The sequence below is a fragment of the Cupriavidus sp. UME77 genome (assembly GCF_014170355.1).
Lineage (GTDB): Bacteria > Pseudomonadota > Gammaproteobacteria > Burkholderiales > Burkholderiaceae > Cupriavidus > Cupriavidus basilensis.
Genome location: NZ_LZZU01000013.1, coordinates 57,281 through 83,755, shown reverse-complemented (window position 1 = coordinate 83,755; position 26,475 = coordinate 57,281). Strand labels below are relative to the sequence as shown.

At 66.5% G+C, this 26,475-nt stretch carries 22 protein-coding genes; 7 read left to right on the top strand and 15 right to left on the bottom strand.

All coding sequences use genetic code 11. The features are described 5' to 3' along the window. The first annotated feature begins 56 nt into the window (after positions 1 to 56). Positions 57 to 1,259, top strand: a complete 1,203-nt coding sequence (gene pcaD / locus A9975_RS06000) for a 3-oxoadipate enol-lactonase (RefSeq protein WP_183031827.1) — start codon at positions 57 to 59, stop codon at positions 1,257 to 1,259. Here the strand turns inward: pcaD and A9975_RS05995 are convergent. Next, complete coding sequence (locus A9975_RS05995; protein ID WP_255503080.1) at positions 1,256 to 2,248, bottom strand: tripartite tricarboxylate transporter substrate binding protein; 993 nt, start codon at positions 2,246 to 2,248, stop codon at positions 1,256 to 1,258. The genes pcaD and A9975_RS05995 overlap by 4 nt on opposite strands. Beyond that, positions 2,245 to 3,054: a glutamate racemase gene (locus A9975_RS05990; protein ID WP_183031826.1), complete on the bottom strand. Its 810-nt coding sequence runs from the start codon at positions 3,052 to 3,054 to the stop codon at positions 2,245 to 2,247. The genes A9975_RS05995 and A9975_RS05990 overlap by 4 nt, the downstream gene beginning before the upstream one ends. 89 nt (positions 3,055 to 3,143) lie before the next feature. Here A9975_RS05990 and A9975_RS05985 point away from each other — a divergent pair, with 89 nt between their 5' ends. Then, the gene (locus A9975_RS05985) at positions 3,144 to 4,649 is read left to right on the top strand and encodes a PLP-dependent aminotransferase family protein (protein ID WP_183031825.1); all 1,506 of its coding nucleotides are present in this window, start codon (positions 3,144 to 3,146) and stop codon (positions 4,647 to 4,649) included. On the opposite strand, the gene A9975_RS05980 is transcribed toward A9975_RS05985, so the two are convergent. Next, positions 4,592 to 4,747 carry a hypothetical protein gene (locus A9975_RS05980; RefSeq protein ID WP_370563984.1) on the bottom strand — a complete coding sequence of 52 codons (156 nt, stop codon included), beginning with the start codon at positions 4,745 to 4,747 and terminating at the stop codon, positions 4,592 to 4,594. The two genes, A9975_RS05985 and A9975_RS05980, sit on opposite strands and share 58 nt — an antisense overlap. Positions 4,748 to 5,039: 292 nt before the next feature. Between A9975_RS05980 and ftsH the strand changes: the two genes are divergently transcribed. Both ftsH and ppk2 read left to right on the top strand, forming a co-directional pair. Then, on the top strand, positions 5,040 to 6,962 hold the full coding sequence (ftsH, locus tag A9975_RS05975) for an ATP-dependent zinc metalloprotease FtsH (RefSeq protein ID WP_183031824.1): 1,923 nt from the start codon (positions 5,040 to 5,042) through the stop codon (positions 6,960 to 6,962). Beyond that, on the top strand, positions 6,959 to 7,789 hold the full coding sequence (gene ppk2 / locus A9975_RS05970) for a polyphosphate kinase 2 (protein ID WP_183031823.1): 831 nt from the start codon (positions 6,959 to 6,961) through the stop codon (positions 7,787 to 7,789). Before ftsH ends, ppk2 begins: the two co-directional genes overlap by 4 nt. A gap of 50 nt (positions 7,790 to 7,839) precedes the next feature. Here the strand turns inward: ppk2 and A9975_RS05965 are convergent, their stop codons facing one another. The 6 genes from A9975_RS05965 to A9975_RS05940 form a co-directional block, all read right to left on the bottom strand. After that, a complete protein-coding gene (locus A9975_RS05965) occupies positions 7,840 to 10,632 on the bottom strand; it encodes a nitrate reductase (RefSeq protein ID WP_183031822.1) in 2,793 nt (930 codons plus the stop codon). A gap of 83 nt (positions 10,633 to 10,715) precedes the next feature. Further along, positions 10,716 to 11,945 (bottom strand): NAD(P)/FAD-dependent oxidoreductase, encoded by a 1,230-nt coding sequence (locus A9975_RS05960; protein WP_183031821.1) that lies wholly within the window; start codon positions 11,943 to 11,945, stop codon positions 10,716 to 10,718. Further along, the gene (gene nirD / locus A9975_RS05955; protein ID WP_183031820.1) at positions 11,942 to 12,313 is read right to left on the bottom strand and encodes a nitrite reductase small subunit NirD; all 372 of its coding nucleotides are present in this window, start codon (positions 12,311 to 12,313) and stop codon (positions 11,942 to 11,944) included. The genes A9975_RS05960 and nirD overlap by 4 nt, the downstream gene beginning before the upstream one ends. Positions 12,314 to 12,358: 45 nt before the next feature. After that, on the bottom strand, positions 12,359 to 14,908 hold the full coding sequence (gene nirB, locus A9975_RS05950) for a nitrite reductase large subunit NirB (protein ID WP_183031819.1): 2,550 nt from the start codon (positions 14,906 to 14,908) through the stop codon (positions 12,359 to 12,361). A gap of 75 nt (positions 14,909 to 14,983) precedes the next feature. Beyond that, positions 14,984 to 16,306, bottom strand: a complete 1,323-nt coding sequence (locus A9975_RS05945; RefSeq protein WP_183031880.1) for an MFS transporter — start codon at positions 16,304 to 16,306, stop codon at positions 14,984 to 14,986. 459 nt (positions 16,307 to 16,765) lie between these two features. Then, on the bottom strand, positions 16,766 to 17,164 hold the full coding sequence (locus A9975_RS05940) for a VOC family protein (protein ID WP_183031818.1): 399 nt from the start codon (positions 17,162 to 17,164) through the stop codon (positions 16,766 to 16,768). Positions 17,165 to 17,325: 161 nt separating this feature from the next. Here A9975_RS05940 and A9975_RS05935 point away from each other — a divergent pair, with 161 nt between their 5' ends. Next, positions 17,326 to 17,814, top strand: a complete 489-nt coding sequence (locus tag A9975_RS05935; RefSeq protein WP_183031817.1) for a DUF4265 domain-containing protein — start codon at positions 17,326 to 17,328, stop codon at positions 17,812 to 17,814. Between the two features lie 60 nt (positions 17,815 to 17,874). On the opposite strand, the gene A9975_RS05930 is transcribed toward A9975_RS05935, so the two are convergent. Next, positions 17,875 to 18,372: a helix-turn-helix domain-containing protein gene (locus tag A9975_RS05930; RefSeq protein ID WP_183031816.1), complete on the bottom strand. Its 498-nt coding sequence runs from the start codon at positions 18,370 to 18,372 to the stop codon at positions 17,875 to 17,877. A gap of 88 nt (positions 18,373 to 18,460) precedes the next feature. On the opposite strand from A9975_RS05930, the gene A9975_RS05925 reads away from it, so the two are divergent. Next, positions 18,461 to 19,096, top strand: coding sequence for a GNAT family N-acetyltransferase (locus A9975_RS05925; protein WP_183031815.1), 636 nt, complete (start codon positions 18,461 to 18,463; stop codon positions 19,094 to 19,096). Here the strand turns inward: A9975_RS05925 and A9975_RS05920 are convergent. Both A9975_RS05920 and A9975_RS05915 read right to left on the bottom strand, forming a co-directional pair. Beyond that, positions 19,093 to 19,977: a DMT family transporter gene (locus A9975_RS05920; protein WP_183031814.1), complete on the bottom strand. Its 885-nt coding sequence runs from the start codon at positions 19,975 to 19,977 to the stop codon at positions 19,093 to 19,095. The genes A9975_RS05925 and A9975_RS05920 overlap by 4 nt on opposite strands. A gap of 93 nt (positions 19,978 to 20,070) precedes the next feature. Continuing rightward, positions 20,071 to 22,170: a TonB-dependent siderophore receptor gene (locus A9975_RS05915; protein ID WP_183031813.1), complete on the bottom strand. Its 2,100-nt coding sequence runs from the start codon at positions 22,168 to 22,170 to the stop codon at positions 20,071 to 20,073. A gap of 208 nt (positions 22,171 to 22,378) precedes the next feature. Between A9975_RS05915 and A9975_RS05910 the strand changes: the two genes are divergently transcribed. Then, the gene (locus tag A9975_RS05910) at positions 22,379 to 23,095 is read left to right on the top strand and encodes an SDR family NAD(P)-dependent oxidoreductase (RefSeq protein WP_183031812.1); all 717 of its coding nucleotides are present in this window, start codon (positions 22,379 to 22,381) and stop codon (positions 23,093 to 23,095) included. Between the two features lie 22 nt (positions 23,096 to 23,117). Here the strand turns inward: A9975_RS05910 and A9975_RS05905 are convergent, their stop codons facing one another. From A9975_RS05905 to A9975_RS05895, 3 genes are all read right to left on the bottom strand, one after another. Continuing rightward, positions 23,118 to 24,422 (bottom strand): type II toxin-antitoxin system HipA family toxin, encoded by a 1,305-nt coding sequence (locus A9975_RS05905; RefSeq protein WP_183031811.1) that lies wholly within the window; start codon positions 24,420 to 24,422, stop codon positions 23,118 to 23,120. Then, a complete protein-coding gene (locus A9975_RS05900) occupies positions 24,419 to 24,712 on the bottom strand; it encodes a helix-turn-helix transcriptional regulator (protein WP_150992224.1) in 294 nt (97 codons plus the stop codon). The genes A9975_RS05905 and A9975_RS05900 overlap by 4 nt, the downstream gene beginning before the upstream one ends. A gap of 112 nt (positions 24,713 to 24,824) precedes the next feature. After that, the gene (locus A9975_RS05895) at positions 24,825 to 26,450 is read right to left on the bottom strand and encodes a rhodanese-like domain-containing protein (protein ID WP_183031810.1); all 1,626 of its coding nucleotides are present in this window, start codon (positions 26,448 to 26,450) and stop codon (positions 24,825 to 24,827) included. Between the last annotated feature and the right edge of the window lie 25 nt (positions 26,451 to 26,475).

The window sequence follows — 26,475 nt, the reverse complement described above, 5'->3', positions numbered from 1 at the left end:
AAGAACACACGAAGATCACGTAACTGAACCGCGAACCGAATTCTCTGGAGACCACCTTGCCCTTCATCACCCACGCCGGCAACCGCCTCTTCTACACACTGGAAGGCCCGGCATCCGCGCCCGTCCTCATCTTCTCCAACTCGTTGGGCACTGACCACACCATGTGGGCGCCGCAGGCCGAAGCGCTGGGCCAGCACTTCCGCATCCTGCGCTACGACACCCGCGGCCACGGCCAGTCCGCATTGCCCCCGGGACCGAGCAGCGTGGCGGAGCTGGGTAGCGATGTCATTGCGCTGATGGACGCCTTGCAGATCCAGAAGGCCGCCTTCTGCGGCTTGTCGATGGGCGGCCTCACCGGCATGTGGCTGGGCGTGAACGCGCCGCAGCGCTTCACCCGCATCGTGCTGGCCAACACCGCGCCCAAGATCGGCACGCCCGATGCGTGGAACACGCGTATCGAAGGCGTGCTGCGCGACGGCATGGCGCCGCTGGTGGAAGGCTCGTTGCAACGCTGGTTCACGCCAGCCTTCGTCAGCGCCGCCGGCAACCAGCTGGACGACCTGCGCAAGGTGCTGACCGGCCTGGACGCGCGCGGCTATGCCGCCAACTGCGCCGCGGTGCGCGACGCCGACCTGCGCGAAGCGGTCAAGACGATTCCCGTGCCGGTGCTGGTGATTGCCGGCAGCGCGGACCCGTCCACCACGGCGGCGGAAGGGCGCGCGCTGGCCGACGCCATCCCGGGTGCGCGTTATCTCGAGCTGGAAGCGGCTCACTTGTCCAACCGCGAACAGCCCGCGCGCTTCACCGAGGCGTTGCTGGACTTCCTGGGCGGCGATGCGCAACAGCCCGCCAGCCGTCCCGCCAACGATGGCGAGCGCTACCAGGCCGGCCTGGCCGTGCGCCGCGCGGTGCTGGGCAGCGCCCACGTGGATCGCTCGCTGGCCAAGCTCAATCCGCTGACCGAAGAGTTCCAGAACCTGATCACGCGCTATGCATGGGGCGAGATCTGGACGCGCGAAGGCTTGCCGCGCCATTCGCGCAGCCTGATCACCATCGCCATGATGGTGGCGCTCAACCGCTCCGATGAGCTCAAGTTGCACCTGCGCGCCGCGGCCAACAACAACGTGAGCCGCGACGAGGTAAAGGAAGTGCTGCTGCAGACCGCGATCTATTGCGGCGTGCCGGCAGCCAACTCGGCCTTCCATATGGCGGAGGAAGTGTTTGCCGCGGTGGATGCGGAAGTTGCGGCCAAGGGCTAGTTCTCCAGCTTGATGCCCTGCTTCGCCACCAGGGCCTTGATCCTGCCGCGTTCGGCCTGGATGTCCGCGGCGAAGCGCTCGGGCGTGTTGCCGGCGGGCTCCGCGCCTGCCGCGCGCAAGCGCTCCTGCAGTGCGGGCTCGGCCAGTACCTTGGCCACTTCGGCCTGGATGCGCTGCACGATGGCATCCGGGGTGCCGGCCGGCGCCACCAGGCCGTACCACGCGCCGTCATTCACGGCCTTCAGCCCAAGTTCCGCGAAAGTGGGAACGTCCGGCAGCGCGGGCAGGCGCTTGGGCCACGCAATCGCCAGCGCGCGCAACTTGCCGCTCTTGATGTACGGCATGGAGGAGGGCAGGTTGTCGAACATCATGTTGACCTGGCCGCCCATCAGGTCGTTGAGTGCCGGGCCGGCGCCTTTGTAAGGCACGTGGACGAGACTGGTGCCGGTAGCCGCCTGGAACTGCTCGGCCATGATGTGCGTGCCGCTGCAGGTGCCGGTGCTGGCGAACGACAATTTGCCCGGGCTGCGCTGGATCATGTCGAGCAGCGCCCGTGCATCGCTTGCCGCGAAATCCCGCCTGACCGTCAGCACGTTCGCCGTATTCGCCAGGTTGGTGATCGGCCGCAAGCTCTTGTCCGCATCGTAGGGAAGGTGCGCGTTGCAGGCGGGATTGACCACGTGCGTGCTGACCGTGGCCATGCCCAGCGTGTACCCGTCGGCAGCGCTGCGCGCCACGAACCCCATGCCGATGCTGCCGCCGGCGCCTGGCTTGTTATCGATGACGATGGCCTTGCCCAGCCGCTGCCCGAGCCGGTCAGCGACCACCCTGGCCACGTAGTCGGTCGTGCCGCCAGCGGGAAAGGGCACCACCAGCGTGATTGGCCTGGCGGGGAACGCCTCGGCTTGGGCCGCGAGGCTCGTCGCGGCCAGCAAGACGGTGAGCAAGGCCCGGCGCATTGGATGGTAAAGCGGTGAACAGGATTTCATTGCAGTCCTCCAAGGACGACGGGTTGCAGGTCGATGCGCATGGCGGCCAGCATCGAACGGAATGCCGATGCGGTATGCGTGGGGTTTTCCGTGACAGCACAAACGACCCGGCCTGTGCCGGTTGTCGTCAGGCACTCGAGCGCTTCGATCGAGGCGCGCACCGGATCGACGAAGGCCTTGCCGGGAAACAGCCGCTGGAAGTAGGCATCGAGCCAGGGCAGGTGCGTGGACGACAACGTGAAGACATCAATCTCAGGTTGCGTGGCGAGAATTGCACGCACGAAGACGTCGACTTGCGCGGTGGTGCGCGCGGGATCGGTCAGGAATGCACCTGACTCCACCAGGTCGACCAGGGCGGAGGCGTTGAACGAAAATGCTTGCCCGCGCCCCCGGCTGGCCGCGGCGATATACGCGCCAAGCTCGGGGCTCTGCACCATCGAGCGCACGCCCAGCACGCCGATCTGTCCGGACTTCGACAGCGCCAGGGCCTCGGCAACCGGCGGCACCACGCCAAATAGCGGCACGCTGGCGGTGCGGCGCAAATCCTCCAGCACGGTGACCGAAGGCGCATTGGACGCCATCAGGATGGCGCTCGCGCCCAGGCCCTGCAGGCGTTGCACGGCTTGCGCCGTGACCTCCAGCAAGGCCTGCCTGTTTTTGCCGCCGTAGGGAAAGCTGGCGCGGTCGGCGAGATAGATCAGGTCCTGGTTGGGGAAGCGCTCCTGCAGGAGCCGTACGGCGGCATAGCTGCCGATGCCGGCGTCGAAGACACCAATGGGTTGATGCAGCGTGGCGAAGGGATCCATGACATTTCGGTGAGTGGGTTCGCCTGGACTATCGCGCCAGATTGGTACAATTAAAAGTGCCGAAAACTGATTTTTTAATTGGGCCATTTATGCCAAAGATGCGCGATGCCGAAGTGCTGGACCTGGCGGTGCTGCCAAGGAACGCGGGAGAGGCCAAGCAGGCCTGGGTGTATCGCAACATCCGCCAGGCCATTCTCGGTGGCAGCCTGCAGCGCGGCGCCAGGCTGGCGTCCACCCGTTCGCTCGCGGCGCGTTGGGCGGTGTCGCGGGGGATCGTGGAACTGGCATTCGATCAGTTGCGGCTGGAGGGGTATATATCGAGCCGGGTCGGCTCGGGCTCGCGCGTGAGCGCCAGGCTGCCTGAAGAGTTCTCGCTGCAGGAAATCAGCCACCCCGGGGCGCAGTCCATTGCTCCCCCGACAGCCGTGGCGCCGCCGACGCGCGTCGTGGCGGGCCTGCCCTTCGTGGCCCGCCTGGCCGATCCCGCCTTGTTCCCGCTCGACGAATGGCGCAGCCATGTCAGCCGCGCGCTGCGTTCGTTGTCCGCGCAGCAACTTGGCGACGACGATCCCTGCGGCGACCTGGCCTTGCGTGGGGAAATCGCCGCCTACCTGCGGGCGACCCGCGGCATCCGCTGCGATGCCGGCCAGCTGATGATCGTCACCGGCATCCGGCAGGCGATCGACCTGACCGCGCGCGTGGTGCTGCGCGAGCAAGGCCGCGTGCTGCTGGAGGATCCCGCCTATCTCTCGGCGGTGCCGCTGTTCAGCTTGTCCTCGCCGCGCATCTCGCCGGTGCCGGTCGATGAGGAAGGCATCTCGATGGACGGTATTCGCCAGCATGCGGATGCCGCGCTGGTGTATGTCACGCCCGCCCACCAGGCGCCGCTAGGCCTGACGATGTCCGTGAGCCGGCGGCTGGCCTTGCTCGACTGGGCGCAGGCGCACGGTGCCTGGATCCTGGAGGACGACTACGACAGCGAGTTCAACTACAGCCGCGCGCCGCTGCCCGCGCTCAAGGCGTTGGACAACGGCGATCGCGTGATCCACTGCGGCAGTTTCAACAAGAGCCTCTATGCGTCGCTGCGGATCGGCTATGTGGTGATGCCCGACGCCTTGCGGCCCGCGCTGCGCCAGTTGCGTGCCACGACCGGGCGCTCCAACAGCCTGGTTGAGCAGCTGGCGCTGGCGTCCTTTATCCGCTCTGGTGCGCTGTCTCGCCACCTGCGCGTTTCCCGGAACGTGTACCTGCGCCGTCGCGATATCGTGCTGGCGGAACTGCGGGCGGGGCTGGGCGAGCGCCTGCGTGTCAGCGGGGAGCACGCCGGGTTTCACTTCGTGCTGTGGTTGCCGGACGGCATCAGCGAGCGCGATGTGGTGCAAGCCTGCGCCGGCGCGAACCTGACGCTGCAGGGCTTGGGCGAGTTCTGCCGGGAGCGGGCAATGCCGCCAGCGCTGGTGATCGGCTACGCCGCGGCGCAGGACGATGTGCTGCGCGACGCGGCAAGACGGCTGGCGCGGGAGATAGCCGCACTGGCTCAGGCCGGCGGCACGAACTCGGTGACCTCCAGCTCGAATCCCGCGATATTGCGATAGGTCACCGGCTGGCTCAGCAGCCGCAGCTTGCGCGCACCCAGGTCTCGCAGGATCTGCGCCCCCACGCCCAGGCGCTTTCCTGCACCTTGGCTTGGCACAACCAATCGTTCCTTCTTGATCCGCATCAATTTCTCAGCGCCGGCTACGCACACACTAGACATCGTAGTGATGTCTCGCGCGGCGGCGAGTGCTTGAATCGGTACATCGGGGGCGAGGCTGGCCAAAGAATGAGGAAACCGTGAACCGATGCTAAGAGGCCGTTTCCAAAAGATGCTGGCGTCGTTGCGCGGCCTTGGCCGATCCACTTGTACTGTCTGCGGCCGCGCGCCTAGCCAGAACCGCTTCGCTTCATTTTGAAACGGCCTCTAATTCACGAGGTGATGCATGCCCATGGAACCGCGACAACAGCAATTCTCCCTGTGGTACGTCCTCCTGGCGATGATGATGATGCTTGTCATCCAGAGTTATGTTGGCGCCGTCCATGTCGACAATCTCTCCTACAGCGATTTCAAGGTTCTGCTCAAGGCTGGCAAGATCAATGATGTCGTGATCGCGGATGATGTCGTCACGGGTACGTTCAATACGCAGGGACTCGAAGGCCTGCTGCCCAAGGCGCAGGTGGATGCGCTGCTGGGCCAGGGGAAGGGCGATCATCAGTTCGCGACCGTGCGGGTCAATGACCCCAATCTGGTGCAAGACCTCGAAGCCGCCAAGGTGCGTTTCCTGGGAAAGGTCGACAACAAGTGGATTGCCACACTGTTGTCCTGGATCGTGCCCGCGTTGCTGTTCTTTGCGATCTGGAGCTTTATGATCAAGCGCATGGGTGGCGCGGCCAGCGGGATGCTGGAGATCGGCAAGAGCAAGGCCAAGGTCTATATGCAGAAGGAGACCGGCGTCACCTTTGCCGACGTCGCCGGCATCGACGAGGCCAAGGCGGAACTGATGGAGATTGTGGAGTTCCTCAAGAATCCGGAGCGTTACCGGCGCCTTGGGGGAAAGATCCCCAAAGGGGTGTTGTTGCTTGGTGCGCCGGGGACTGGCAAGACACTCCTCGCCAAAGCCGTCGCGGGGGAAGCCGCGGTGCCTTTTTTCAGCATGAGCGGTTCCGGCTTCGTCGAGATGTTTGTCGGCGTGGGCGCGGCACGCGTGCGCGACCTCTTTACGCAGGCTGAACAGAAGGCGCCCTGCATTATCTTCATCGACGAACTGGATGCGCTTGGCAAGACGCGCGGCTTCAGCGCCGTGGGCGGTCAGGACGAGCGGGAACAGACCCTGAATCAACTCCTGGTGGAAATGGACGGGTTCGACACCAATAAGGGCGTCATCATCATGGCCGCCACCAATCGCCCCGAAATTCTCGATCCCGCGCTGCTGCGCCCCGGGCGATTCGACCGCCATGTTGCGCTGGATCGTCCGGACCTGAAGGGGCGGGAGCAGATCCTCCGGGTGCACGTCAGGAACGTGACCCTGGCCCCTGCCGTGGATCTCGCCAGGCTGGCCGGGCGTACGCCGGGATTTGCCGGCGCGGATCTGGCTAACCTCGTCAATGAAGCGGCGCTGCTGGCGGCCCGCAAAGGCAAGGATGCCGTCGAGATGGGAGATTTTGACGAGGCACTGGACCGGATCGTCGGTGGCCTGGAGAAGAAGAACCGCGTCATGAATCCCCGGGAGAAGGAAACCATCGCGTTTCATGAAGCGGGCCACGCCCTGGTTGCGGAACATCGCCCCAATGCCGACCGGGTCTCGAAAATCTCCATTATTCCGCGCGGTGTCGCGGCGCTGGGCTATACGCAGCAGACCCCGACCGAGGACAGGTATCTTCTCAAGAAAAGCGAGTTGCTCGACCGGCTCGACGTACTGCTGGGCGGGCGCGTCGCCGAGCAGATCGTTTTTGCCGATGTGTCCACCGGTGCGCAGAATGACCTGCAGCGTGCCACCGACATGGCCCGGCAGATGATCACCCAATACGGCATGAGCGAGCGGCTCGGGCTGGCCACCTACGAGGCACTGCCCAACCCCATGTTCGCGGGCGCCGCCATGCTCCCGCGCGATCGCAGTGAGTACAGCGAGCGCACGGCGCAAATGATCGATGACGAGGTCAGGCAACTGCTGAAGGAGGCGAGCGTGCGCGTGCAGCAGACCTTGCTGGAACATCGGGATGCGCTGGAGACATTGGCGAAGCTGCTCCTCGAGAAGGAGGTCGTGGATCGCGCAACGCTGGATCAGTTGCTGTCGGGCACGGCGATCGTGCCGGAGAACGCCCGGGTTGGCGAAATGCCGGTCAGCGCACGGCCGGTGGGAGCGGAATCATGAGCAAGAAGCGGATTGGATATCCATCGGGAGATGAGAACGGCGTCCCGTTGCACGAGGGGCACGAGGGGCATGAGGGGCACGATGGCTATGACGAAGATCTGCGCCTGCTGCAGATAGAGTTGGTGAAACTGCAGAAGCACTTCATTGGCTGCCAGGACAAGATCCTGGTGATCCTTGAAGGCCGGGACGCAGCCGGCAAGGATGGCACCATCAAGCGCATTGTCGAATATCTCAGCCCACGCGAGACACGGGTGGTGGCACTGGGAAAGCCCTCCGACCGTGACCGTGGCTCGTGGTACTTCCAGCGCTACGTGGCGTACTTGCCGGCTGCCGGGGAATTCGCGCTGTTCAACCGTAGCTGGTACAACCGCGCGGGCGTTGAACACGTCATGGGGTTTTGCACCGACGCCGAGCGTGAGGAGTTCATGTCGAGCGTCACGGAGTTTGAAAGCATGCTGGTCCGCTCGGGGATCCACTTGATCAAGTACTACCTCGATATCAGCAAGGACGAACAGAAGAAGCGCCTCGCGCAGCGGCGGCGCGATCCCCTGAAGCAATGGAAGGTCAGCCCGGTCGACCAGCATGCGGTGCGCTTGTGGAAGAAATACAGCGCGGCCCGCAACGAGATGTTTGCTCGCACGAACGCCGCGGTGCCATGGAGCGTGGTGCGTGCGGACGATAAGCGCCTGGCGCGCCTTAACCTTATCAAGGACCTGCTGACGCGACTGCACTATGCCGACAAGGACGAGACGCTGATACGCCCGAATCCGCAGATCGTGTTCTCCTATGACGTGTCATATCTGGAGACCGGCGCTATCGCGCCATGAAAAGGCGCCAGCCAACGCAACGTGAGCACGTTGGCCGGCGCCGGCCACCGTCAAGCCACTTCCGCCACCCGTATCTGCGCCAGCAGCTTCTTCAACTCCGGCACGCAAGACCCGCAGTTGCCGCCCGCTTTCACGCAGGCGGTGACTTCGGCCGGCGTCTTCAAATCATGCTTGCGCACCGCATCGCAGATGGTGTTGCGGCCCACACCGAAGCAGGAGCACACAGTGGGGCCGGCGTCGGCGCCCTTTTCCATCGGCTGGCCCAGCAGCAGGCCGATGCGATCGGCATCTTCCAGGCGGTCCTTGGCGAACAGCGTGGAGAGCCACGCGCGCGAGGGCAGGTCGGGGCGGGTGCACACGTAGATGCAGGCCTGGAGGCGGTCGTCGACCACGTGGCCGGCGTGGTAGATGCCGGCGGTGCGGTCTTCATATTCGATCCAGTCCGCATTGGGGTCGTCGATGCCGAGCAACTGGCGGGCCCAGGCGGCGCGGTCGGCGATAGTCTCGCGGCCGGCGAACTCGTAGCGCTGGAACTGGCGGCCCTGGACGCGCGTCCAGTAGGTCAGCTCGTGCGCCTGGAGGTCCTCGCGGCTCAACACGAAGCCATGCCACGACACGCGGAACTCTTCCACGCGCACCGGCGTGTGCTTGAACTCGGGCTCGCCGGAGACCGGGTCCACCACCGGGTTGACCAGCGCGCCCACGCGCGCGTCGGAGCTGAACTGGCTGTTCCAGTGGATCGGCACGAATACGCTGCCGCGCGGGATGCCGCCGCTGTGCTGCACCCGCGCCACCATGGCGCCCCAGCGCGTGGTCACGCGGGCCAGCTTGCCTTCGCTGACACCGGATAGCAGGGCGTCCTGCGGATGCATGTCGACGAAGGGTTCGGCGATGTGGTCGGCCAGCTTGGGCGATTTGCCGGTGCGGGTCATGGTGTGCCATTGGTCGCGCACGCGGCCGGTGTTGAGCACAAGAGGGAATTCGTCGTCGGTGGCGTGGAATGGCGCGCGCGGCGCGGTGGCGATAAAGCGGGCGCGGCCATCGGGGTGGGCGAAGCGGCCGTCGGCGAACAGCCGGGCAGTGCCGCCGGAGGCGTTGGCGAAGCGCCCCGCGGGCGTGGCCATCACCGGCCATTGCACCGGTGCGAGCGCGTCGAATTGCTTCTGGCTCAGGCCAGCCAGTCCGGCGAGGTCGAATATGCGCGGCGCGTGGGCCTGGGCGCTGCTGCCCGCGTTCCGGTACGTGCTCAGCCGCGCGTGCTCGTCGAAGATCTCGTGCGGTCCGGCAAAGCGGAATCCATCAAAGCCCATGCGCGTAGCGACGTCGCACAGGATCCGCCAGTCAGCGCGGGCCTCGCCGGGCGCCGGCAGGAAGGCGCGCTGGCGCGAGATGCGGCGCTCGGAACTGGTGACGGTGCCGTCCTTCTCGCCCCAGCCCAGCGCAGGCAGCAGGACGTGCGCGGCGTCGTTGGTATCGGTGCGCAGCATGATGTCGGAACTGACCACCAGTTGGCACTTGGCCAGCGCGCGGCGGGCCTGGTCGGCATCCGGCAGGCTGACCACGGGGTTGGTGGCGATCACCCACACGGCCTTGACCCGGCCTTGCTCGATGGCCTCGAACAGCTCCACCGCCTTCAGGCCCGGCTTGTCCGCGATGGCGGGCGAGCCCCAGAACGATTGCACGATTTCCCGGTGCAGCGGATCGGCCAGCTCCATATGGGCCGCCAGCATATTGGCCAGCCCGCCGACCTCGCGCCCGCCCATGGCATTGGGCTGTCCCGTCAGCGAGAAGGGGCCCATGCCGGGCTGGCCCACGCGGCCGGTGGCCAGGTGGCAGTTGATGATGCTGTTGACCTTGTCGGTGCCGGCCGACGACTGGTTCACGCCTTGCGAGAAACCGGTCACCACCTTGGGCGTGGCGGCGAACAATGCATAGAAGCCGCGCAGGGCGTCAGGGTCGAGCTTGCATGCCTTGGCCACCTTGGCGATGTCGGCGCAGTCCGGGCCGGCGGCCGCCAGCGCGGCGTCCAGGCCGCTGGTGTGGGCGTCGACGAATGACCGGGCCACCGCGCCGTGCTGTGCCAGGTAGTGCAGCAAGCCGTTGAACAGCCAGACGTCGGTGCCGGGCTTGACCGGCAGGTGCAGGTCGGCCAGCTCGCAGGTGGCGGTGCGGCGCGGGTCGATCACCACCAGCTTCATTTCCGGCCGCGCTTCCTTCGCTTTCAGCAGCCGCTGGAACAGGATCGGGTGGCACCACGCGGTGTTGGAGCCGACCAGCACCACCAGGTCGGCCAGTTCCAGGTCTTCGTAGTTGCCCGGCACCAGGTCCTCGCCAAAGGCGCGCTTGTGCCCGGCCACCGCCGACGACATGCATAGGCGCGAGTTGGTGTCGATATTGGCGCTGCCGATAAAGCCCTTCATCAGCTTGTTGGCAACGTAGTAGTCCTCGGTCAGCAACTGGCCGGAGACGTAGAGCGCCACGGCATCGGGGCCGTGCTCGGCGATGATGTCCTTGAAGCCCTGGGCGACCTTGTCCAGGGCGTGGTCCCAGGACACAGGCTGCAAGGCGCCGTCGGCACCGCGGACTTGCGGATGCAGCAGGCGGCCTTCCAGGCCGACGGTTTCCGCCAGCGCCGAGCCCTTCACGCACAGGCGGCCCTGGTTGGAGCCGTGGCTGGTGTCGCCGGCCACCTCCACGCTGCCGTCGGCATGGCGGGTGGCGCGCACGCCGCAGCCCACGCCGCAATACGGGCAGGTGGTATCGGTGACGGTGACTGAGGCGTCGGCGGCCAGCAGGGTGGGCGAACCGGTGGAGAGGATGACGGGGATATCGGACAGGTTCACGTTGGCGCTCGCTGCTGGCGGTCAATCGGGGACTAGGTCGACTAGGTCGACTAGGTTGTTCAGGCGTTCAAGCATTCAGGTGGTCAGGCTGCCATGGCCTCGCACTGTGCCTTGCCGAACAGCAATCTCTGGCGCATGGCGCCTACCGGGGCACCGCTCTGGATCAGGTCGAAGTACCAGGGGCCGTCCTGCACGTCGCCGTACAGCACCGCCCCGACCAGCCGGCCGCCTTGCAGCACCAGCCGCTTGTACATGCCGCGGCGCGGATCGCGTATGACGAGATCCTCGCTGCCTTCGCCACCGATAAAGTCGCCGGCGGAATACAAATCCACGCCGGTCACCTTGAGCTTGGTCGCGGTGGCTTGCTGCACATAACGGCGATGGCCGGCCCCGGCCAGGTGCGCGGCGGCCACGCGCGCCTGTTCCCAGATCGGCGCGACCAGGCCGAAGGTGGCTTGACGGTGCTGCACGCATTCGCCCACGGCATACACGCGCGGATCGTAGCTCTGCAAGGTGTCGTCCACCACGATGGCGCGCTCGCAGCGCAGCCCGGCCTGCTGGGCCAGTTCGATATTGGGCCGCACGCCGGCGGTCATCACCACAAGGTCGGCGGGGATCTGGGTACCGTCTTTAAAGCATACGCCGGTGACGCGGTCTTCCCCAAGGATGCCGCTGGTATTGGCGCCCAGCAGGAAGCGCAGGCCCTTGCGCTCCAGCGCCTGCTTAAGCAGCGCGGCGGCGGGCTTGTCAAGCTGGCGCTCCATCAGGCTGTCGGCCACGTGCACTACGCTGACCTCCATGCCCTGGCGCATCAGGCCGTTGGCGGCTTCCAGGCCGAGCAGGCCGCCGCCGATCACCACGGCGTGGCGATGGTTGCGGGCCGCCGCCAGCATGGTTTCCACGTCCTGGATGTCGCGAAAGGCGATGACGCCATCGAGCTGGTGGCCGGGCACGGGGATGATGAACGGCTTGGAGCCGGTCGCCAGCAGCAGGCGGTCATAGCCCACTTCACGCCCGGATTGCGAGCGCACCAGCCGGCAGCGGCGGTCGATCGCCACCACCGGATCGCCCGCCAGCAGTTCGATGCCGTTCTGCTCGTACCAGTCGCGGGTGTTGAGCATGATGTCCGCGACCGTCTTCTCGCCCGCCAGCACCGGCGAGAGCAGGATGCGGTTGTAGTTGCCGTGCGGCTCGGCGCCGAACACGGTGATGTCATAGAGGTCGGGCGCCAGCTTCAGCAGTTCCTCGACCGTGCGCATGCCGGCCATGCCGTTGCCGACCACCACCAGGCGGGGTTTGGGGGGCGTGGTCATGCGGCCACCCAGACTTTGCCGTCATGGACGCGGGCCGGATACGCCGCGATGGAGCGCTCGGGCGCTTCCAGGCATTCGCCGGTCCGCAGGTCGAAGTGATGCTTGTAGATCGGCGACGCCACCACGATGCGTTCGCCCAGGCTCCCCACCAGGCCGCGCGATAGCACGGCGGCGTTGGAGTTGGGATCGTAGTTGGAGATGGCGAACACCTGGTCGCCATTGCCGCCCTGATCGTCGCTGTGGCCGGGGCCGACCCGGAACACGGCGATCTGGGCCTTGTCCACCAGTGCGCACACACCGGTATTGGGCACGATGTCGCGCAGGCTGCAAACGGCGGTCCAGGCTTCGGTATGGTGGGTGGGGCTCATGATGTTCTCCTTGGGCGTTGGCGCGAGATGATGGGTCGGGACGGTTCAGGCTGCCTTGACGATCACGGGAATCTGCTCGAGCCGGGATTTACGCAAATTCCGTTCCTCGGGCGTGGCCGGGCGGATCTGGCCGCGCTCTTCCATGAAGACCAGGTTGTCGTCGCGCAGGTCGCTGTTGACGAAGTGGCGGAAGCGCTTGCGGGTTTCCGGGTTGGTCACGGCGGCCTTCCATTCGTCTTCGTAGGTGTCCACCACATGCTGCATCTGCGCTTCCAGTTCGGCGCCGATGCCCAGGCTGTCTTCCAGCACCACGGCCTTGAGGTAGTCCAGCCCGCCTTCCATGTTGTCGCGCCAGACGCTGGTGCGTTGCAGGCGGTCCGCGGTGCGCACGTAGAACATCAGGAAGCGGTCCACGTAGCGCAGCAGCGTTTCGCGGTCCAGGTCGCTGGCCAGCAGTTCGGCATGGCGGGGCTTCATGCCGCCGTTGCCGCACACGTACAGGTTCCAGCCGCGTTCGGTGGCGATGATGCCCACGTCCTTGCCCTGGGCTTCGGCGCACTCGCGGGTGCAGCCGGAAACACCAAACTTGATCTTGTGCGGCGCGCGCAGGCCCTTGTAGCGGTTCTCGATCTCGATGGCCAGGCCGACCGAGTCGTCCACGCCGTAGCGGCACCACGTGGAACCCACGCAGGATTTCACGGTGCGCAGGGACTTGCCATAGGCATGGCCCGATTCGAAGCCGGCCGCGATCAGTTCTTCCCAGATCATCGGCAGCTCTTCCACGCGCGCGCCGAACATGTCGACCCGCGCCCCGCCGGTGATCTTGGTGTACAGGCCATACTTCTTGGCCACCTGGCCGACCGCGATCAGGCCGTCGGGGGTGACTTCGCCGCCCGGCATGCGCGGCACCACCGAGTAGGTGCCGTCCTTCTGGATATTGCCCAGGAAGTAGTCATTCGAGTCTTGCAGGCTGGCGTGCTCTTGCTTGAGCACGAATTCGTTCCAGCACGAGGCCAGGATGCTCGCCACCGTGGGCTTGCAGACGTCGCAGCCCAGGCCCTTGCCATGGGCAGCAAGCAGTGCGTCGAAGGTCTTGAAGCCGCCCACGCGCACCAGGTGGTAAAGCTCCTGGCGGGAGTAGGCAAAGTGCTCGCACAGGTGGTTGTTCACCGCCAGGCCTTGCTTCTTCATCTCGGCCTTCATCACCTGCGTGACCAGCGGCACGCAGCCACCGCAGGTGCTGCCGGCCTTGGTGCAGTTCTTCAGGGCGCCGATGGTGGTGGCGCCATCGCAGACGGCGGCGCAGATATCGCCCTTGGTCACGTTGTTGCAGGAGCAGATCTGCGCGGCATCGGGCAACGCGTCGGCGCCCAGCCCTGGCTTGGCCTGGCCGTCGGAGGAGGGCAGGATCAGGAATTCCGGCGACTCGGGCAGCTCGATCTTGTTGAGCATCATCTGCAGCAGCGTGCCGTACTCCTCGGCATCGCCCACCAGCACGCCACCCAGCAGGTACTTGCCGCATTCGGACACCACCAGCTTCTTGTAGACCTGCTTGCGCTCGTCGGTGAACTGGAAAGAGCGGCTGCCGGGCGCCTTGCCGTGCGGGTCGCCCAGGCTGGCCACGTCCACGCCCATCAGCTTGAGCTTGGTGCTCATGTCGGCGCCGGCGAACTCGGCCTGGTGGCCGAGCAGGTGCTTGGCAGCCACGCGGGCCATTTCATAGCCGGGCGCGACCAGGCCGTAGATCTTGCCGTCCCACAGCGCGCATTCGCCGATGGCGTACACGTCGGGGTCGGAGGTCAGGCACTGGTTGTCCACCGCGATGCCGCCGCGCTCGCCAATGGCCAGGCCGCTGGCGCGGGCCAGTTCGTCGCGCGGGCGGATGCCGGCGGAGAACACGATCATGTCGGTGTCCAGATGGCTGCCATCGGCAAAGTTCATGCGATGGGTGCCGTCTTCGCCATCGACGATCTCAACGGTGTTCTTGCCGGTATGCGCGGTGACGCCGAGTTCTTCGATCTTCCGGCGCAGCATGGCGCCGCCGCCGTCGTCCACCTGCACCGCCATCAGGCGGGGGGCAAATTCCACCACATGGGTTTGCAGGCCCATGTCGCGCAGCGCCTTGGCGCATTCCAGGCCCAGCAGGCCGCCACCGATCACCACGCCGGTCCTGGAGCGGGCGCCGCACTCCTGCATGGCCTCCAGGTCTTCGATGGTGCGGTAGACAAAGCAGTCCTTGCGGTCCTTGCCGGGCAGCGGCGGCACGAAGGGGTAGGAGCCGGTGGCCATGATCAGCTTGTCGTAGGACAGCGTCTCGCCGGTGGAAACCGTCACCGTCCTGGCCGCGCGGTCGATGCCGGTGGCGCGCGCGTTCAGGCGCAGCAGCATGTTGCTGCGCTCGAAGAAGCCCGCTTCCACCAGCGAGAGATCCTCGGCGGACTTGCCGGCGAAGAATTCGGACAGGTGCACGCGGTCATAGGCGGGACGCGCTTCCTCGCACAGCACCGTGACTTCGAGATCTTGCGAGCCGGCCTCGGCCAGGCATTCCAGGAATTTGTGGCCGACCATGCCGTGGCCGATGATGATCAGTTTCATGATGGTTTCCTTGTTCTGTGGGGCCGCTGGTGCGTGTGCCTTGGTGGCGTCGTTGCGTCGTGGCGTCGGGCGGGCTCAGGAGCCGGAACCGGCCAGCGCGTTGTCGAATAGCGCCTGCTCGCTGGCCTTGTGCTCGGCCGAGAACCGCACGGCGATGGCGCACAAGGCGGAGACGATGGCCGCCGCGCCCAGCACGGTCAGCGTTTGCTGCAGGTTGCCGCCCAGGCCCTTCATCAGGAAGCCCGCCGCCACGGCGCCCACATTGCCGCCGGCGCCGATGATGCCGGCCACGCCGCCCAGCGCCTTGCGGTCGATAAAAGGCACCAGCGCATAGGTGGCGCCGCAGGCCATATGGGTGAACAGGCCGAAGCCCAGCATGGCGGCCACGGCAGCCACGACGTTATGCGCCTGGGCAAACCACAACAGGCCCAGGCCTTCACCCAGGATCAGCACGAACAGCAGCATGGAACGCGCATCCAGGCCACGGCGCAGCGCAGCCTTGTCCGACAGCCAGCCGCCCAGGGCACGGGCGAACAGGGCGAGCAGGCCAAAGCTGGCGGCGGCCAGGCCGGCGCTGCCGAGCGACAGGCCGAAGTGATCCACGTAATAGGTAGCGGCCACGTTGTGGATGAAGATCTCCACGCCGAAGCAGGCGCCGTAGGTGATGAACAGCATCCACACGCGGTAGTTGCCGGCAGCGGCGACAAAGCTGGCCCAGCCGCCTTTCTTGCCGCTGTCGATGGCGATGCCGCGCGCGCGCAGATCCTTGAAGTCGCCTTGCGGGCAGTCCTGCGTATAGCGCCAGTACAGCACCGCCATGATCAGCATCAGCACGCCCGGCACCAGCAGCGCCAGGCGCCAGCCCATGGTGTGGCTCACGCCCAGCATCAGCACGCCACCCAGCAGCAGCGGCATCAGCGCTTGCGCCGCGCCACCGCCGGCATTGCCCCAGCCGGCGGCTGCCGCGTTGGCGGTGCCCACCACATTGGGCGCGAACATCACCGAGGTGTGGTACTGCGTGATCACGAAGCTCGCGCCAACCGCGCCAATCAACAGGCGGAAGAACAGGAAGGCTTCGTAGCTCTGCGCCATCGCCACGCCCAGCACGGGGATCGCACCGAGAGCGAGCAGGCCGGTATAGGCGCGGCGGGGACCAAAGCGGTCGCACAGCGGGCCGATGGCCAGCCGCACGAGAATGGTCACGGCCACGGCCGCGATATTGATATTGGCGATCTGGTCCGGAGTCAGGCCGAATTCACCCTTGAGCACCGGCATCAACGGCGCGCAGGCGAACCACGCGAAGAAGCACACGAAGAAGGCCATCCACGTCAGGTGGAAGGCGCGCATCTGCGGGGTGCGCAGGCTTAGCAGTTCGATGCGGGTGGCTTTGCCGGTCATCATGGCTCCATAAAAACAAATGGCGTCCCGCAATCCGGTCGTGAAGACCAGATCAGGGGACGCCGTTGTCCTGGTGGCAGCGGTGAAGACCGCTACCACCCTGTGTGAGGTGAGCGGGCCGCCGTTGGTCCGCTCACGTCTTATTACGCAAGCGGTGTGCCAGGGCGGTTTGTGATGGATGGCGGGTTTTTTGCGCTGCGCGGGAGCATCAGGCCGGGAGGCGATGCGCCGAGGTGGGGCGGGGCGGCACGGTCATGGTGCAGTGCAATGGACCGGAGCGGTGCGCGGGTGGTGCAGGCCGTAGCTGGTTTCAGGCTGTCCCTACCCAGGCCGTGGATGCCGGGAGCTGATGGTTATGCCACTTCCGCACGGCGTGCGAAGCCCCTGGCTCAAGGCCGCCGGAAGCCGCGCCGGACGCCACGCTGCCCGGGCACCGTCGTCAATTCGAGCCTCTTCGAGTCAGATCGAGGCCGAATGGCACACCGCCTCCACGCGATTGCCCGCCGGATCGAAGAGGAACGCTGCGTAGTATCCGGCATGGTAGTCAGGCCGCAGGCCCGGATCCCCATCCGACCCTCCCCCGGCGGCGAGGCCCGCGGCGAAGAACGCATCCACCTGTTTGCGGGACGACGCCTTGAAGCACCAATGCCGCTTGTTTGCTTCGATCCTGCTCGGGTCGAGATAGACCGCCAGGCACGTCGACACCGTATCGCTGGCCGTGCAGCGCTCGCCATAGCCAAGCGCATCGGGGCGGTCATAGACCTTCGTTGCGCCCAAGGTCTGCATGATCGCGTCATAGAAGGGGCGCGCTGCGTCGAGGTTGGGTACGCCGATTGAAACATGATCGAGAAGTTGCATTGGGTTTGGCTCCGGCTGGTTCCTGGGTGGGGGTTCTGGCGCGGGGCATGGGTTGAAGCGACGAACGTTGAAGATGTCTCACAACACGCTTGCTATGTAAACTAGGCGGTCCCGCATCAACCGCATCAACCGCATTAAACGCAATAGCGACGAACCACCACATGGAAAACATCCCCCAAAGCGTCCTGATCCACGTCTACGCCGGAGAAGACGACGCGGAGCCAATGTTCGAAGAACTGCCCGCCCGCAAAATCGAGGAAGACACCTACGAGTTGCTCGCCTCGCCCGGTCTCGCCTTGAATCTGGCGAGAGGCGACATTGTCTCCATCAAGAACAGAAACGCGCATGCCGAAGTCCTGTCGAGGGGTGGGAATTTCTGCATTCAGATCTACGAGGATGAAGATATCCCACAGGCATGCCTGGCACGCCTGGAGAAGGAAGTGCAGGCCGAACTGGGCGGTTCCCTGGATGGGATCAACGGCGGGAATCTGTCATTGACCATCCCATCCAAAAACGGGATGGACCGAATCCGCGAGGTCTTTGACAGCTTTCGCGACCAGACCGGGATTCAGTGGTACTACGCGAACATCTACCGGAATCTGGACGATCCCGATGACGAAACACTGCTGGACTGGTGGCTGAAGGATTGACGGCCGATCGCGCCGGGGGTGAAGGACCAAGCCTGCTTTCCCGGCGCCCCGCGCCCAGGCTCACGCCTGCGTGGCAGGCGCTTGCGGGGATTCGCCTTCAGCCGCTGGCCACTGGCTCGCGTGGTAAATCTCGATATCGTTGGGCCGTACCAACTGATCCGCATCATCCACCAGCGCCGCGCGCACGCGGCGCCCCTCCTGCGCGGTAAGCAACGTCACCGGCCCCTGGCCGCTGGTGGCGAGGTGGCGATCCCCCCATTGCATCAGCCCGATGATCACCGGCAGCAACTCCACCGCGGCGCGCGTCGGCCGGTACTCGAACCGTTCCCGCTCGCCTGGCTCCCGATAGCTCACCTTGCGCAGGATGCCTGCCTCGGTCAGCGTTTTGAGCCTGGCCGACAGCACGGCGGGGGAGCACTGCAGGCGCTCCAGGAATTCGTCGAAGCGCCTGATGCCGTGGAAAACGTCGCGCAAGATAAGAATTGTCCACTTCTCTCCGATCAGCGAGAGGGTCGCGGCAATCGAGCAGTTGCGGAGTTCTTGGTCGGTCAGATCCATGCGTTGAGCATAGCAGGCTAACTTCATTTGCAAAAGTCAGGGTATTGCCTATACTCCTGGATATGAAATATGAAGCCAGGAGCCGGACATGCAGCCCTCGAATCCTCCCAGCCTTGCCGGGCAATCCCGCGTGACCGGCGGCGGCTGGCATGCTGGCTGCCCGGAATGCGCCGAGACCTGGAAGTTGAGCGGTGGCGAGCGCGTGGTCGTGCGCGCTGTTCGTGCCGCCGATGCAGAGAGAGAGCGGGCCTTCGTGCAGGCCCTGTCGCGCGAGAGCCGTTATTACCGCTTCCTGACCGGCGGACGCGTGTCCGATGAGGTGATCGACCTGTTCATCGAGAGCAACGCCGGCCTGGCGCTGGTGGTCACGGCGGAAGTGGCGGGGCTGCCGACGATCGTCGCCAACGGCAACTACGTGGTGACGCGTGGCGAGGACGGTGACGTTGGCGAGTTCGCCGTGGCGGTGGCCGACGACTGGCAAGGCAAGGGTATCGGCCGCCGGCTGATCCAGCGCCTGCGCGACGCGGCGCTGGGCGCCGGCCTGCACATGCTGCGCGGGGATGTGCTGAGCGAGAACCGCCGCATGCTGGCGCTGATGCGCGAGTTCGGTTTCTCCACCCGGCGCAACCCGGAAGACAGCCTGCTGTATGAGGTGAGACTGGTGCTGGGCGAACTGGCCGGCAACGGCGCGTTGCAGGGCCTCGCCCGGTTCCCGGCGCTCTAAGCCTCTGCGCTGGCGCGCTTGCGCGATCCGGCCGTCACAGTGCATCCCACCGACGCCGTGATGATGCTGGCAATCGCCAGCCATTGCTGTGTATTCAGCGTCTCGTGCAGGAAGGCGAGGCCTGCCAGCGCGCCCATGGCGGGTTCCATGCTGAGCAGGATGCCGAAGGTGCGGCGCGGCAGCCGCTTGAGCGCTACCATTTCCAGCGAATAGGGAATGGCGCTGGAGAGCACGCCAACCGCCAGCCCTGCCACCAGCAGCGACGGGCTGAACATGGCCGCGCCGGCATGCGCCAGCCCGAAGGGCAGCACGACCAGCGATGCCATGGTCAGCCCGAGCGAGGTGGCTTGCCCGCCGTGCGCGTTGCCCGCCATCTGCCCGAAGATGATGTACAGCGCCCAGCCCACGCCGGCCGCCAGCGCGTAGCCGATGCCCACGGGATCGAGCGTGGCAACGTTCTCCCCAAGCGGCAACAGCAACAGCAAGCCTGCCACCGCAAAGGCAATCCAGAGAAAGTCGATGGCCCGCCGCGACGACGACACGGCCACCGCCAGCGGCCCGGTGAACTCGATGGCAATCGCCAGCCCGAGCGGGACGGTGCGCAGCGACATATAGAACAGCAGGTTGGTGGCCCCCAGCGCCGCGCCGTAAAGCGCGATCACGCGGGCGTTGGCCAGGCTGAGCGGCATCCGCCAGGGCCGCCACACGCACAGCAGGATCAGCGCCGAGAAGCTCACCCGCAGCGCCGTGGTGCCCTGGGCGCCAACCTCGGCAAACAGGCTCTTGGCAAACGATGTACCGACGCAGAGCGAAGCCATCGATCCGATCAGTGCCAGCACGGCGATCAGGGTGGCACTTTGTTTCAGGCGGTTCAGCGGCAATTGCGACTCTCAGGCGATTCTGCGAGCCCGAATCTTGAACGATCCTGGTCCGGCTGGCTAGGCTGCGATGTGCTGCAAGCGCACAGCGTAGCCTTAGTAGTTGAGCGCCACGTTGAGCATGACCGTACGGGGATTGCCCACCGGCACGATGTTGTTGCTCAGGCCGCCGGCGTAGTACGCCTTGTCGAACACGTTCTTGACGTTGAGCGCGGCCTTCCAGTGTGATGCTACATAGCCCACGCCAAGGTCCGCCACCGCGTAGCCGGGCACGGTGTAGTTGAAGGTGTAGCCGCGCTTGGCGCTCTCCGCGCGCATGCCGGCGCCGGCGTACCAGCCTGCCAGCGGCCCGCGGAAATGCTTGGTGCCCCAAAGCGAGACGCTGTGCCGGGGCACGTTGTTGAGCGGCTTGCCCACATTGGCGGCAACGGTATCTTCCGTGACCTCGCTGGCGATGTAGGCATAGGCGCCGGCCAGGCTCCAGCCGCCGCCAAGGTCCGCTGTCAGCTCTGCCTCCAGCCCGCGCGTGCGCTGCTCGCCCGTGGCAATGCTGAAGCCGGTATTGACCGGGTCCGAGCTCAGCACGTTGCGCCGGGTCAGGTCGAAGGCAGACAGCGTCACCAGGCCGCTCTTGTTGGGCAAGTCGAACTTGATGCCCACCTCGGCCTGGCGCCCCGTCTCGGGTTTGAAGGTGCCGCCGTTGACGTCGGTGCCGCTATTGGGCAGGAAGGAGGTCGCGTAGCTGACGTAGGGACGTGCCCAGCTGGTCAGGTCGAACATCAGCCCGGCGCTGCCGGTGACGGCCCGCGCGGTGTCGTCCAGGCGCGTGGCGGCCAGGCGGTCCGTGGTGCTGGTGCGGGCGGTGTCGTGGCGCAGGCCGGCGGTGAGCAGCCAGCGCTGGGCAAACCGCACCTGGTCGCGCGCGTAGAAGCCCAGCGTGCTGACGTTGTCTTCCTGGTTCAGGCTGTAGGCGCTGGGGCAGTTCACGGCCGCGCCATAGACCGGGTTGTAGACGTTCAGCGCCGCGACGCGGCAGGTGCGCTGCAGGCGGCTCTCGTTGCTGCGGTTGTAGTCCACGCCGAGCGTGATCTCATGCTGCTGCCCGGCAATCTCGAAGCGGCGCTGGAGGTTGGTATCCACGCCAATGGTGGTGCCGGAGAAATCCTGCTGCGTGCCGCTGCGGTTGAGCAGCTGGCTGTTGACGGCCATGGTGCCGCCAGCGATCAGCGTGCCGGCCAGCGACAGCGTTTGCCAGCGGAAATTCTGGTTCAGCGTCCAGCCGGAATCGAAGCGGTGGGTCAGCGCATAGCCCAGCCGGTTCTGCTCGCCGTCGTATGGCGCCAGGCCCGGCTCGCCGGTAAAGCGGCTGTTGGGCAGGGTGCCGTTGCGGTTGGCGGTGAGCGTGCCATTGACGGGCAGGCCTTGCTGGCGCACATACTGCCGCTCGTTGTGGCTCGCCAGCAGGGTCAGGTCGGTGCGCGCGCCCAGGTCCAGCGACAGCGACGGCGCGATATAGCGGTTGCGGTAATAGACGTAGTCGGTCGCGTCGTCGCTGTTCATCGCCAGGGCGTTGACGCGCAGCGCGGCCTTGCCGTTTGCCGACAACGGCGTGCCCACGTCCGCCGTGGCCTGCCGAAAACCGTAGTTGCCTACCGTCAGCCCCAGTTCGCCAAACAGTTCGGGCGTGGGGCGCTTGCTGACGATATTGACCATGCCGCCCGGCTGCACCTTGCCGAACAATACCGAGGCCGGGCCTTTGAGCACTTCCACGCGCTGCGCGCCGAACAGTTCCTGCGCCACGCGGTTGTTGGACTCGACCAGCAGGCCATCGACAAAGACCGATTCCGATGCGCGCTGGCCGCGGATGATGAAGTCGTCCCAGCCGCGCCGGCCGTAGACATTGGTGACCACGCCGGCGGAATTGGCCAGTGCGTCCCCCAGGGTTTGCGCTTGCTGGCTGTCCATCAGGTCGCGCGTGATCACGGTGATGGACTGCGCGCTGTCCGCCGCGGACGTGCCGGACTTGGTCACGCCAGCTGCCCGGCGCGTGGCGAAGCCGGTGTCGGCGCGGGGGTCTTCGGCGGCGCTGACCGTGACGGACGGCAAGGTGGTCTCGGCGTCCGGGGCGGCCTGGGCCATGGCGGGGGAGAACAGGCAGCCCAGGGCGGCCGGGGCAATCAGTTGGCGAGTGAGCATGGTGCTGCGAGAGTGCTGAAAGCGCCGGATTGTAAATGATAATGATTATCGTTTGTGAGATTTTGTAATGAAATGGCGCTGCGCTTAGCCGGGGACGGCGATGCCGAACGCATGCGCCGGTTTTGCGCCTCGCCTTCCAACGCGCTTTCCACCTCACGCGCGGCAGACTATGGTGACTAGGAGGCAGGAGCCCGAACAGGAGAACACCATGGCATCGTCAGCATCCCCCCGCCGCATCGTGATTACCGGCGCCGGTGGCGCGCTTGGCCGCGCCGTTACCCAGGCGTTCGCAGACGAGGGGGCGCGGCTGGCCCTGATTGACCGCGACGTGGAAGTGCTGCGCGCGCACGCGCCGGTGCCCGAGGCCGCGGACTGGCACCTGTTGCTGGCGGCGGACGTGACCTCAACGGACAGCATGGCCGTGGCAGCGCGAAGCATCCTCGACGCGTTCGGCGGCGTGGATGTGCTGGTGCACGTGGCCGGCGGCTTCGAGATGGGCGAGCCCGTGCATGCGCTCAGCCGCGAGTCCTGGATGCGGATGATGGATCTGAACGCCTGGTCGCTGGTGGCCGTCACGCAGCATCTGCTGCCTGCCATGCTTGCGCAGGGCGCCGGCAAGGTCGTGGCTGTGACCGCGCGCGGCGCGGCCAGCGAGGCCGCCGCGATGGGCGCCTACTGCGCGTCAAAGAGTGCGTTGCAGCGTCTGGTGGAGAGCTTGTCGCACGAGGTGCGCCGGGCCGGCGTCAACGTCAACAGCGTGGCGCCGGGCACGCTCGATACCCATGCCAACCGCCAGGCCATGCCCGCCGCCGATCCCACCGACTGGGTCTCCACTGCGTCGGCGGCGCGCGCCATTGCCTTCCTGGCCTCGGACGCGGCGCAGGCGATCCATGGGCAGCATGTGGTGCTGGATGGGCTGAGCTGAGCGGCGTTGAACCAAGAGGCCTCTAAGCCTTGCGCCGTGCCAGCGGCAATGTCGCCAGCCGTTCCAGCACCACGGCACGCATGCCCGCCGGCGTCGGCAACTGCTCCAGCAATGCCGGCCAGCGCTCGTGCGCCATCGCCACCGCGTCCTTCACGGCGGCGGTGGCGATGCGCTCGGCGATCCGGGCCGTGCGCGCGAACTCGCGGTAGGTCTGCAGGGTTTGCTCGCGCTGCTGGCGGTCGATGGCCACGTTCTGGCCGAAGCCGGCAAAGCCCGGCAGGGCGGCCACGCTGACGATGTCGTAAGCGGGCGAGAGTTCGGGGGCGACGCCGTTGCGGTACAGGAAGGAGTAGTTCTTAAGGTGAGCGTCGCTGTTGCCCAGCAGCGTATTGACGGCCTGGCGGATAAAGAACTGCCGCACGTCTTCGATGCCACGCACGCTCAGGCGCTCCAGCAGTTGCACCAGGGCGGCGTAGGCGTCATGGCCGCCATACTTGCGGTTAGGCATGCGGGTCAGCAACTGGCAGCCGTCTTCGGCGTGCACGCGCCCGCCGGGCTCGCGGTCGAAGCGGTCCACGGCGAGGAAGTGCAGGCCGGGGCCAAGGGCCTCGGCCAGCCCCTCGACCTCGATGGCGGCAAGCGGCGCGGGCCGGCATGGCGCCACCGCCACGCCAGCGGCCTGCGCCAGCTGCATCGACACGTATTCGTTGAAGACCTGGCTGTCGTCATTGCGCGCGGGCAGCTTGGCGATGAGGTCGGAGAGGTGCCCGTGGGTGGGCATGGTGTAACGCTTGCCGGCATGCGCGGTGGACAGCGCCAGCTTGTTCTGCACGCCCGAGACCGAGGCCGCGCCTTCGGTGGCGCCTTCGATCACGGCAATTTCCAGGTTGTCCGCGCCGCCCGTCACGCCGACGGTGCGCACGTGCTCGGGCAGGGCGTCGATGGGCGCGGGGCGCACCACCACCGCGCCCGGCAGGTCGTCGCCGGCGGCGGCCAGAATGCCGAAATCGTCGCGGTCTTCGGGATGATGGCGCGTGGCCTCCAGGCGTTTGCGCAGCTCGCTCTCGGGCAACAGCCCGGCGAAGTAGGGCGGCAGCGCCGCGTTGGTGTTGTACAGCGCGGGATGGAAGGGGTTGGACAGCACCGAGGCGGTCAGCGTGTCGTTGCCGGGGAAGGTCAGCGAAAGGCTGAGCGTGGGCCGCAGCGGGTCGCCGCGGAAGGCTTCCGCTGGCACGAAGCGGCAGGTGCGCCCGACCTCGCACAAATGGCCGCACAGCACGCCGTGCAGGTGCACTTCCAGATAGCGCGGGCGCAGCCCGGTGCTCATGATTCCTGCTCCAGGAACATTTCCACCGAGGTCTTGGCCTCGCGGTCCGGCCCGCTGTCCTTGCCCTCGACCAGGCGCTTCACGGCGAGCAGGTGCTCGCGTGGCACCAGGACCCATTCCGCATCGAGCGCGGCACCCACGGCTTCGAGTGTGGAGGCGCGCACATCGCTGCGACCGCTCAGCGCCGTGGTCAGGTTGGACGGCGCCATGCCGATCAGCCGGGCCACTTCCCCCAGCGAGGATTTGCGTGTGGCTCGGCGTGCCTGGAGCTGATCAAAGAATGATGCCATGGCATATTTTCACATCAAAAGATATGAAATAGAATAGCACACGACTGGCGTTTGTTATGTCATTGCATAATATATATAAAATTAATATGTCATAACATAATGGCCTGTGCGATCAGGCCGCCTTGCTCTGGTCTGCCGCTTGCCCTGCGGACGCCAGAATGCGGAAGTGGCCCAGCTCATCCGGCGCGCACTGTGCAATCAACCCGGTTTCCCAGGCCAGGTAGGCGCGCGCGGCGTCCTTGTTGCCTTCGTGCCGGTCGTGCACGAAAAACAGGTAGTCGATACGCGCTTCCGGCGGCAACCCCACCGGTTCGGCCGCCTCGGGCAGCCCCGCGGCCTGCCAGGTGCGGTAGCCCTCCGCCAGCCGGTACACGTGGCGGTAGCCGGCGGCCAGCAGATCCTGCCCGGCCAGGTTGGCGACGTGCGGCTCGCTCGCGATCAGGATGACTGGCTGGTCGGGCGTGGCGCCAAGGCGGTCCAGCGTGGCGGGCAGGCGCGGGCGGATCGACCAGGCCGCGCCTTCGGCATGGCCGCGGGCGTATTCGGCGCTTTCGCGCAGGTCGATGCGCAACGCGTCGGGCGCCTGTGCGTACAGCGCGCGCAGCAGGTTGGCGTCGAGCACCGGCAGGGCGTGGGCTGGCAGGGTGCGCGGCGGCGCGCTAGCCTTGATGGCGGCGTTGACGCCGTGCGCGAGCACGGCGCTCTCATAGCCCAGCTGGTAAAGCCAGCTGGCCACCACCGGTGCGCGCACGCCGTCGTCGTCGAACACGATCACGCGGCTGCCGCGCACGCCGATGTACTGGTCGGTGGCCTGCACCAGCTGGCCGCCGGGTGCGTGCCGCGCGCCGTCGATCGAGCCTTGCGCGAATTCCTCGGCGGTGCGGATATCCAGCAGGTAGGTGGTGCGGCTCTCATCGTCCAGCCACTGCTGCGCCTGCGTGGCCGACAGCGCGGGCAAGCCGGCGCGCTGCAGCAGCCGGGCCGAGCGAGCGCGCGCCTCGGCCAGCTCGCTGGCCGGCTGGGCCGCCGGGTAGCGGCGCTGGCTGCCGTGCTCGAGCGCGTGGTCGGCCAGGTACCAGCCCTGCGTGCCGTTCTCCAGCGCCAGCACCGGGTTGGGCAGGCCAAGGTTGCGCAGCGTCTGCGCGCCGATGATGCTGCGCGTGCGCCCGGCGCAGTGCACCACCACGGTGGTCTGCGCATCCGGCAGCAGCGCCGCCAGGCGCAGGGCCAGCTCGCCGTTGGGCAGGCTGTGCGCGCCGGGGATGGTCATCTTCTGGTGCTCGGCAAAGGTGCGGCCATCCACCAGCACCAGCGGCTCGCCGCTGTCGCGGCGCGCCACCAGCTCGGCAGCGCTCAGGCGCGGTGTGTGCTGCTGGTGCTCGACCAGTTCGCCAAACGTCTTCGATGGCACGTTGACACCCTTGAACAAGGTGTAGCCGGCCGCGGCCCACGCCGCGGCACCTCCCGCCAGCAGCGTGAGATTGCTGTAGCCCAGGCCAGCCAGCCGCTGTGCCGCCAGCTCGGCCACGCCGTCGCCGTCGTCGAACAGCACGATGCGCTCGGCCAGGCGCGGCGCCAGGCGGGCAACATCCAGCTCCAGCCGGCTGTAGGGCAGGGGCACGGCGAAGAAGGGATGGCCCTCGCCATATTGGCCGTGCTCGCGCACGTCGAACAGCGCCAGGGGCTGGCCGTCGTTAAGCCAGCCGCGCAAGGTGACGGCGTCGATGGATTGGGTCATGGCGTGCTCCGCGTGAACAAGGGAT

Coding starts and splice junctions, on each gene's coding strand:
- A9975_RS05995 (WP_255503080.1), bottom strand. CDS start 2,248: ATGAAATCCTGTTCACCGCTTTACCATCCAATGCGCCGGGCCTTGCTC.
- A9975_RS05990 (WP_183031826.1), bottom strand. CDS start 3,054: ATGGATCCCTTCGCCACGCTGCATCAACCCATTGGTGTCTTCGACGCC.
- A9975_RS05985 (WP_183031825.1), top strand. CDS start 3,144: ATGCCAAAGATGCGCGATGCCGAAGTGCTGGACCTGGCGGTGCTGCCA.
- ftsH (WP_183031824.1), top strand. CDS start 5,040: ATGGAACCGCGACAACAGCAATTCTCCCTGTGGTACGTCCTCCTGGCG.
- ppk2 (WP_183031823.1), top strand. CDS start 6,959: ATGAGCAAGAAGCGGATTGGATATCCATCGGGAGATGAGAACGGCGTC.
- A9975_RS05960 (WP_183031821.1), bottom strand. CDS start 11,945: ATGACCACGCCCCCCAAACCCCGCCTGGTGGTGGTCGGCAACGGCATG.
- nirD (WP_183031820.1), bottom strand. CDS start 12,313: ATGAGCCCCACCCACCATACCGAAGCCTGGACCGCCGTTTGCAGCCTG.
- nirB (WP_183031819.1), bottom strand. CDS start 14,908: ATGAAACTGATCATCATCGGCCACGGCATGGTCGGCCACAAATTCCTG.
- A9975_RS05945 (WP_183031880.1), bottom strand. CDS start 16,306: ATGACCGGCAAAGCCACCCGCATCGAACTGCTAAGCCTGCGCACCCCG.
- A9975_RS05940 (WP_183031818.1), bottom strand. CDS start 17,164: ATGCAACTTCTCGATCATGTTTCAATCGGCGTACCCAACCTCGACGCA.
- A9975_RS05935 (WP_183031817.1), top strand. CDS start 17,326: ATGGAAAACATCCCCCAAAGCGTCCTGATCCACGTCTACGCCGGAGAA.
- A9975_RS05930 (WP_183031816.1), bottom strand. CDS start 18,372: ATGGATCTGACCGACCAAGAACTCCGCAACTGCTCGATTGCCGCGACC.
- A9975_RS05925 (WP_183031815.1), top strand. CDS start 18,461: ATGCAGCCCTCGAATCCTCCCAGCCTTGCCGGGCAATCCCGCGTGACC.
- A9975_RS05915 (WP_183031813.1), bottom strand. CDS start 22,170: ATGCTCACTCGCCAACTGATTGCCCCGGCCGCCCTGGGCTGCCTGTTC.
- A9975_RS05910 (WP_183031812.1), top strand. CDS start 22,379: ATGGCATCGTCAGCATCCCCCCGCCGCATCGTGATTACCGGCGCCGGT.
- A9975_RS05905 (WP_183031811.1), bottom strand. CDS start 24,422: ATGAGCACCGGGCTGCGCCCGCGCTATCTGGAAGTGCACCTGCACGGC.
- A9975_RS05900 (WP_150992224.1), bottom strand. CDS start 24,712: ATGGCATCATTCTTTGATCAGCTCCAGGCACGCCGAGCCACACGCAAA.
- A9975_RS05895 (WP_183031810.1), bottom strand. CDS start 26,450: ATGACCCAATCCATCGACGCCGTCACCTTGCGCGGCTGGCTTAACGAC.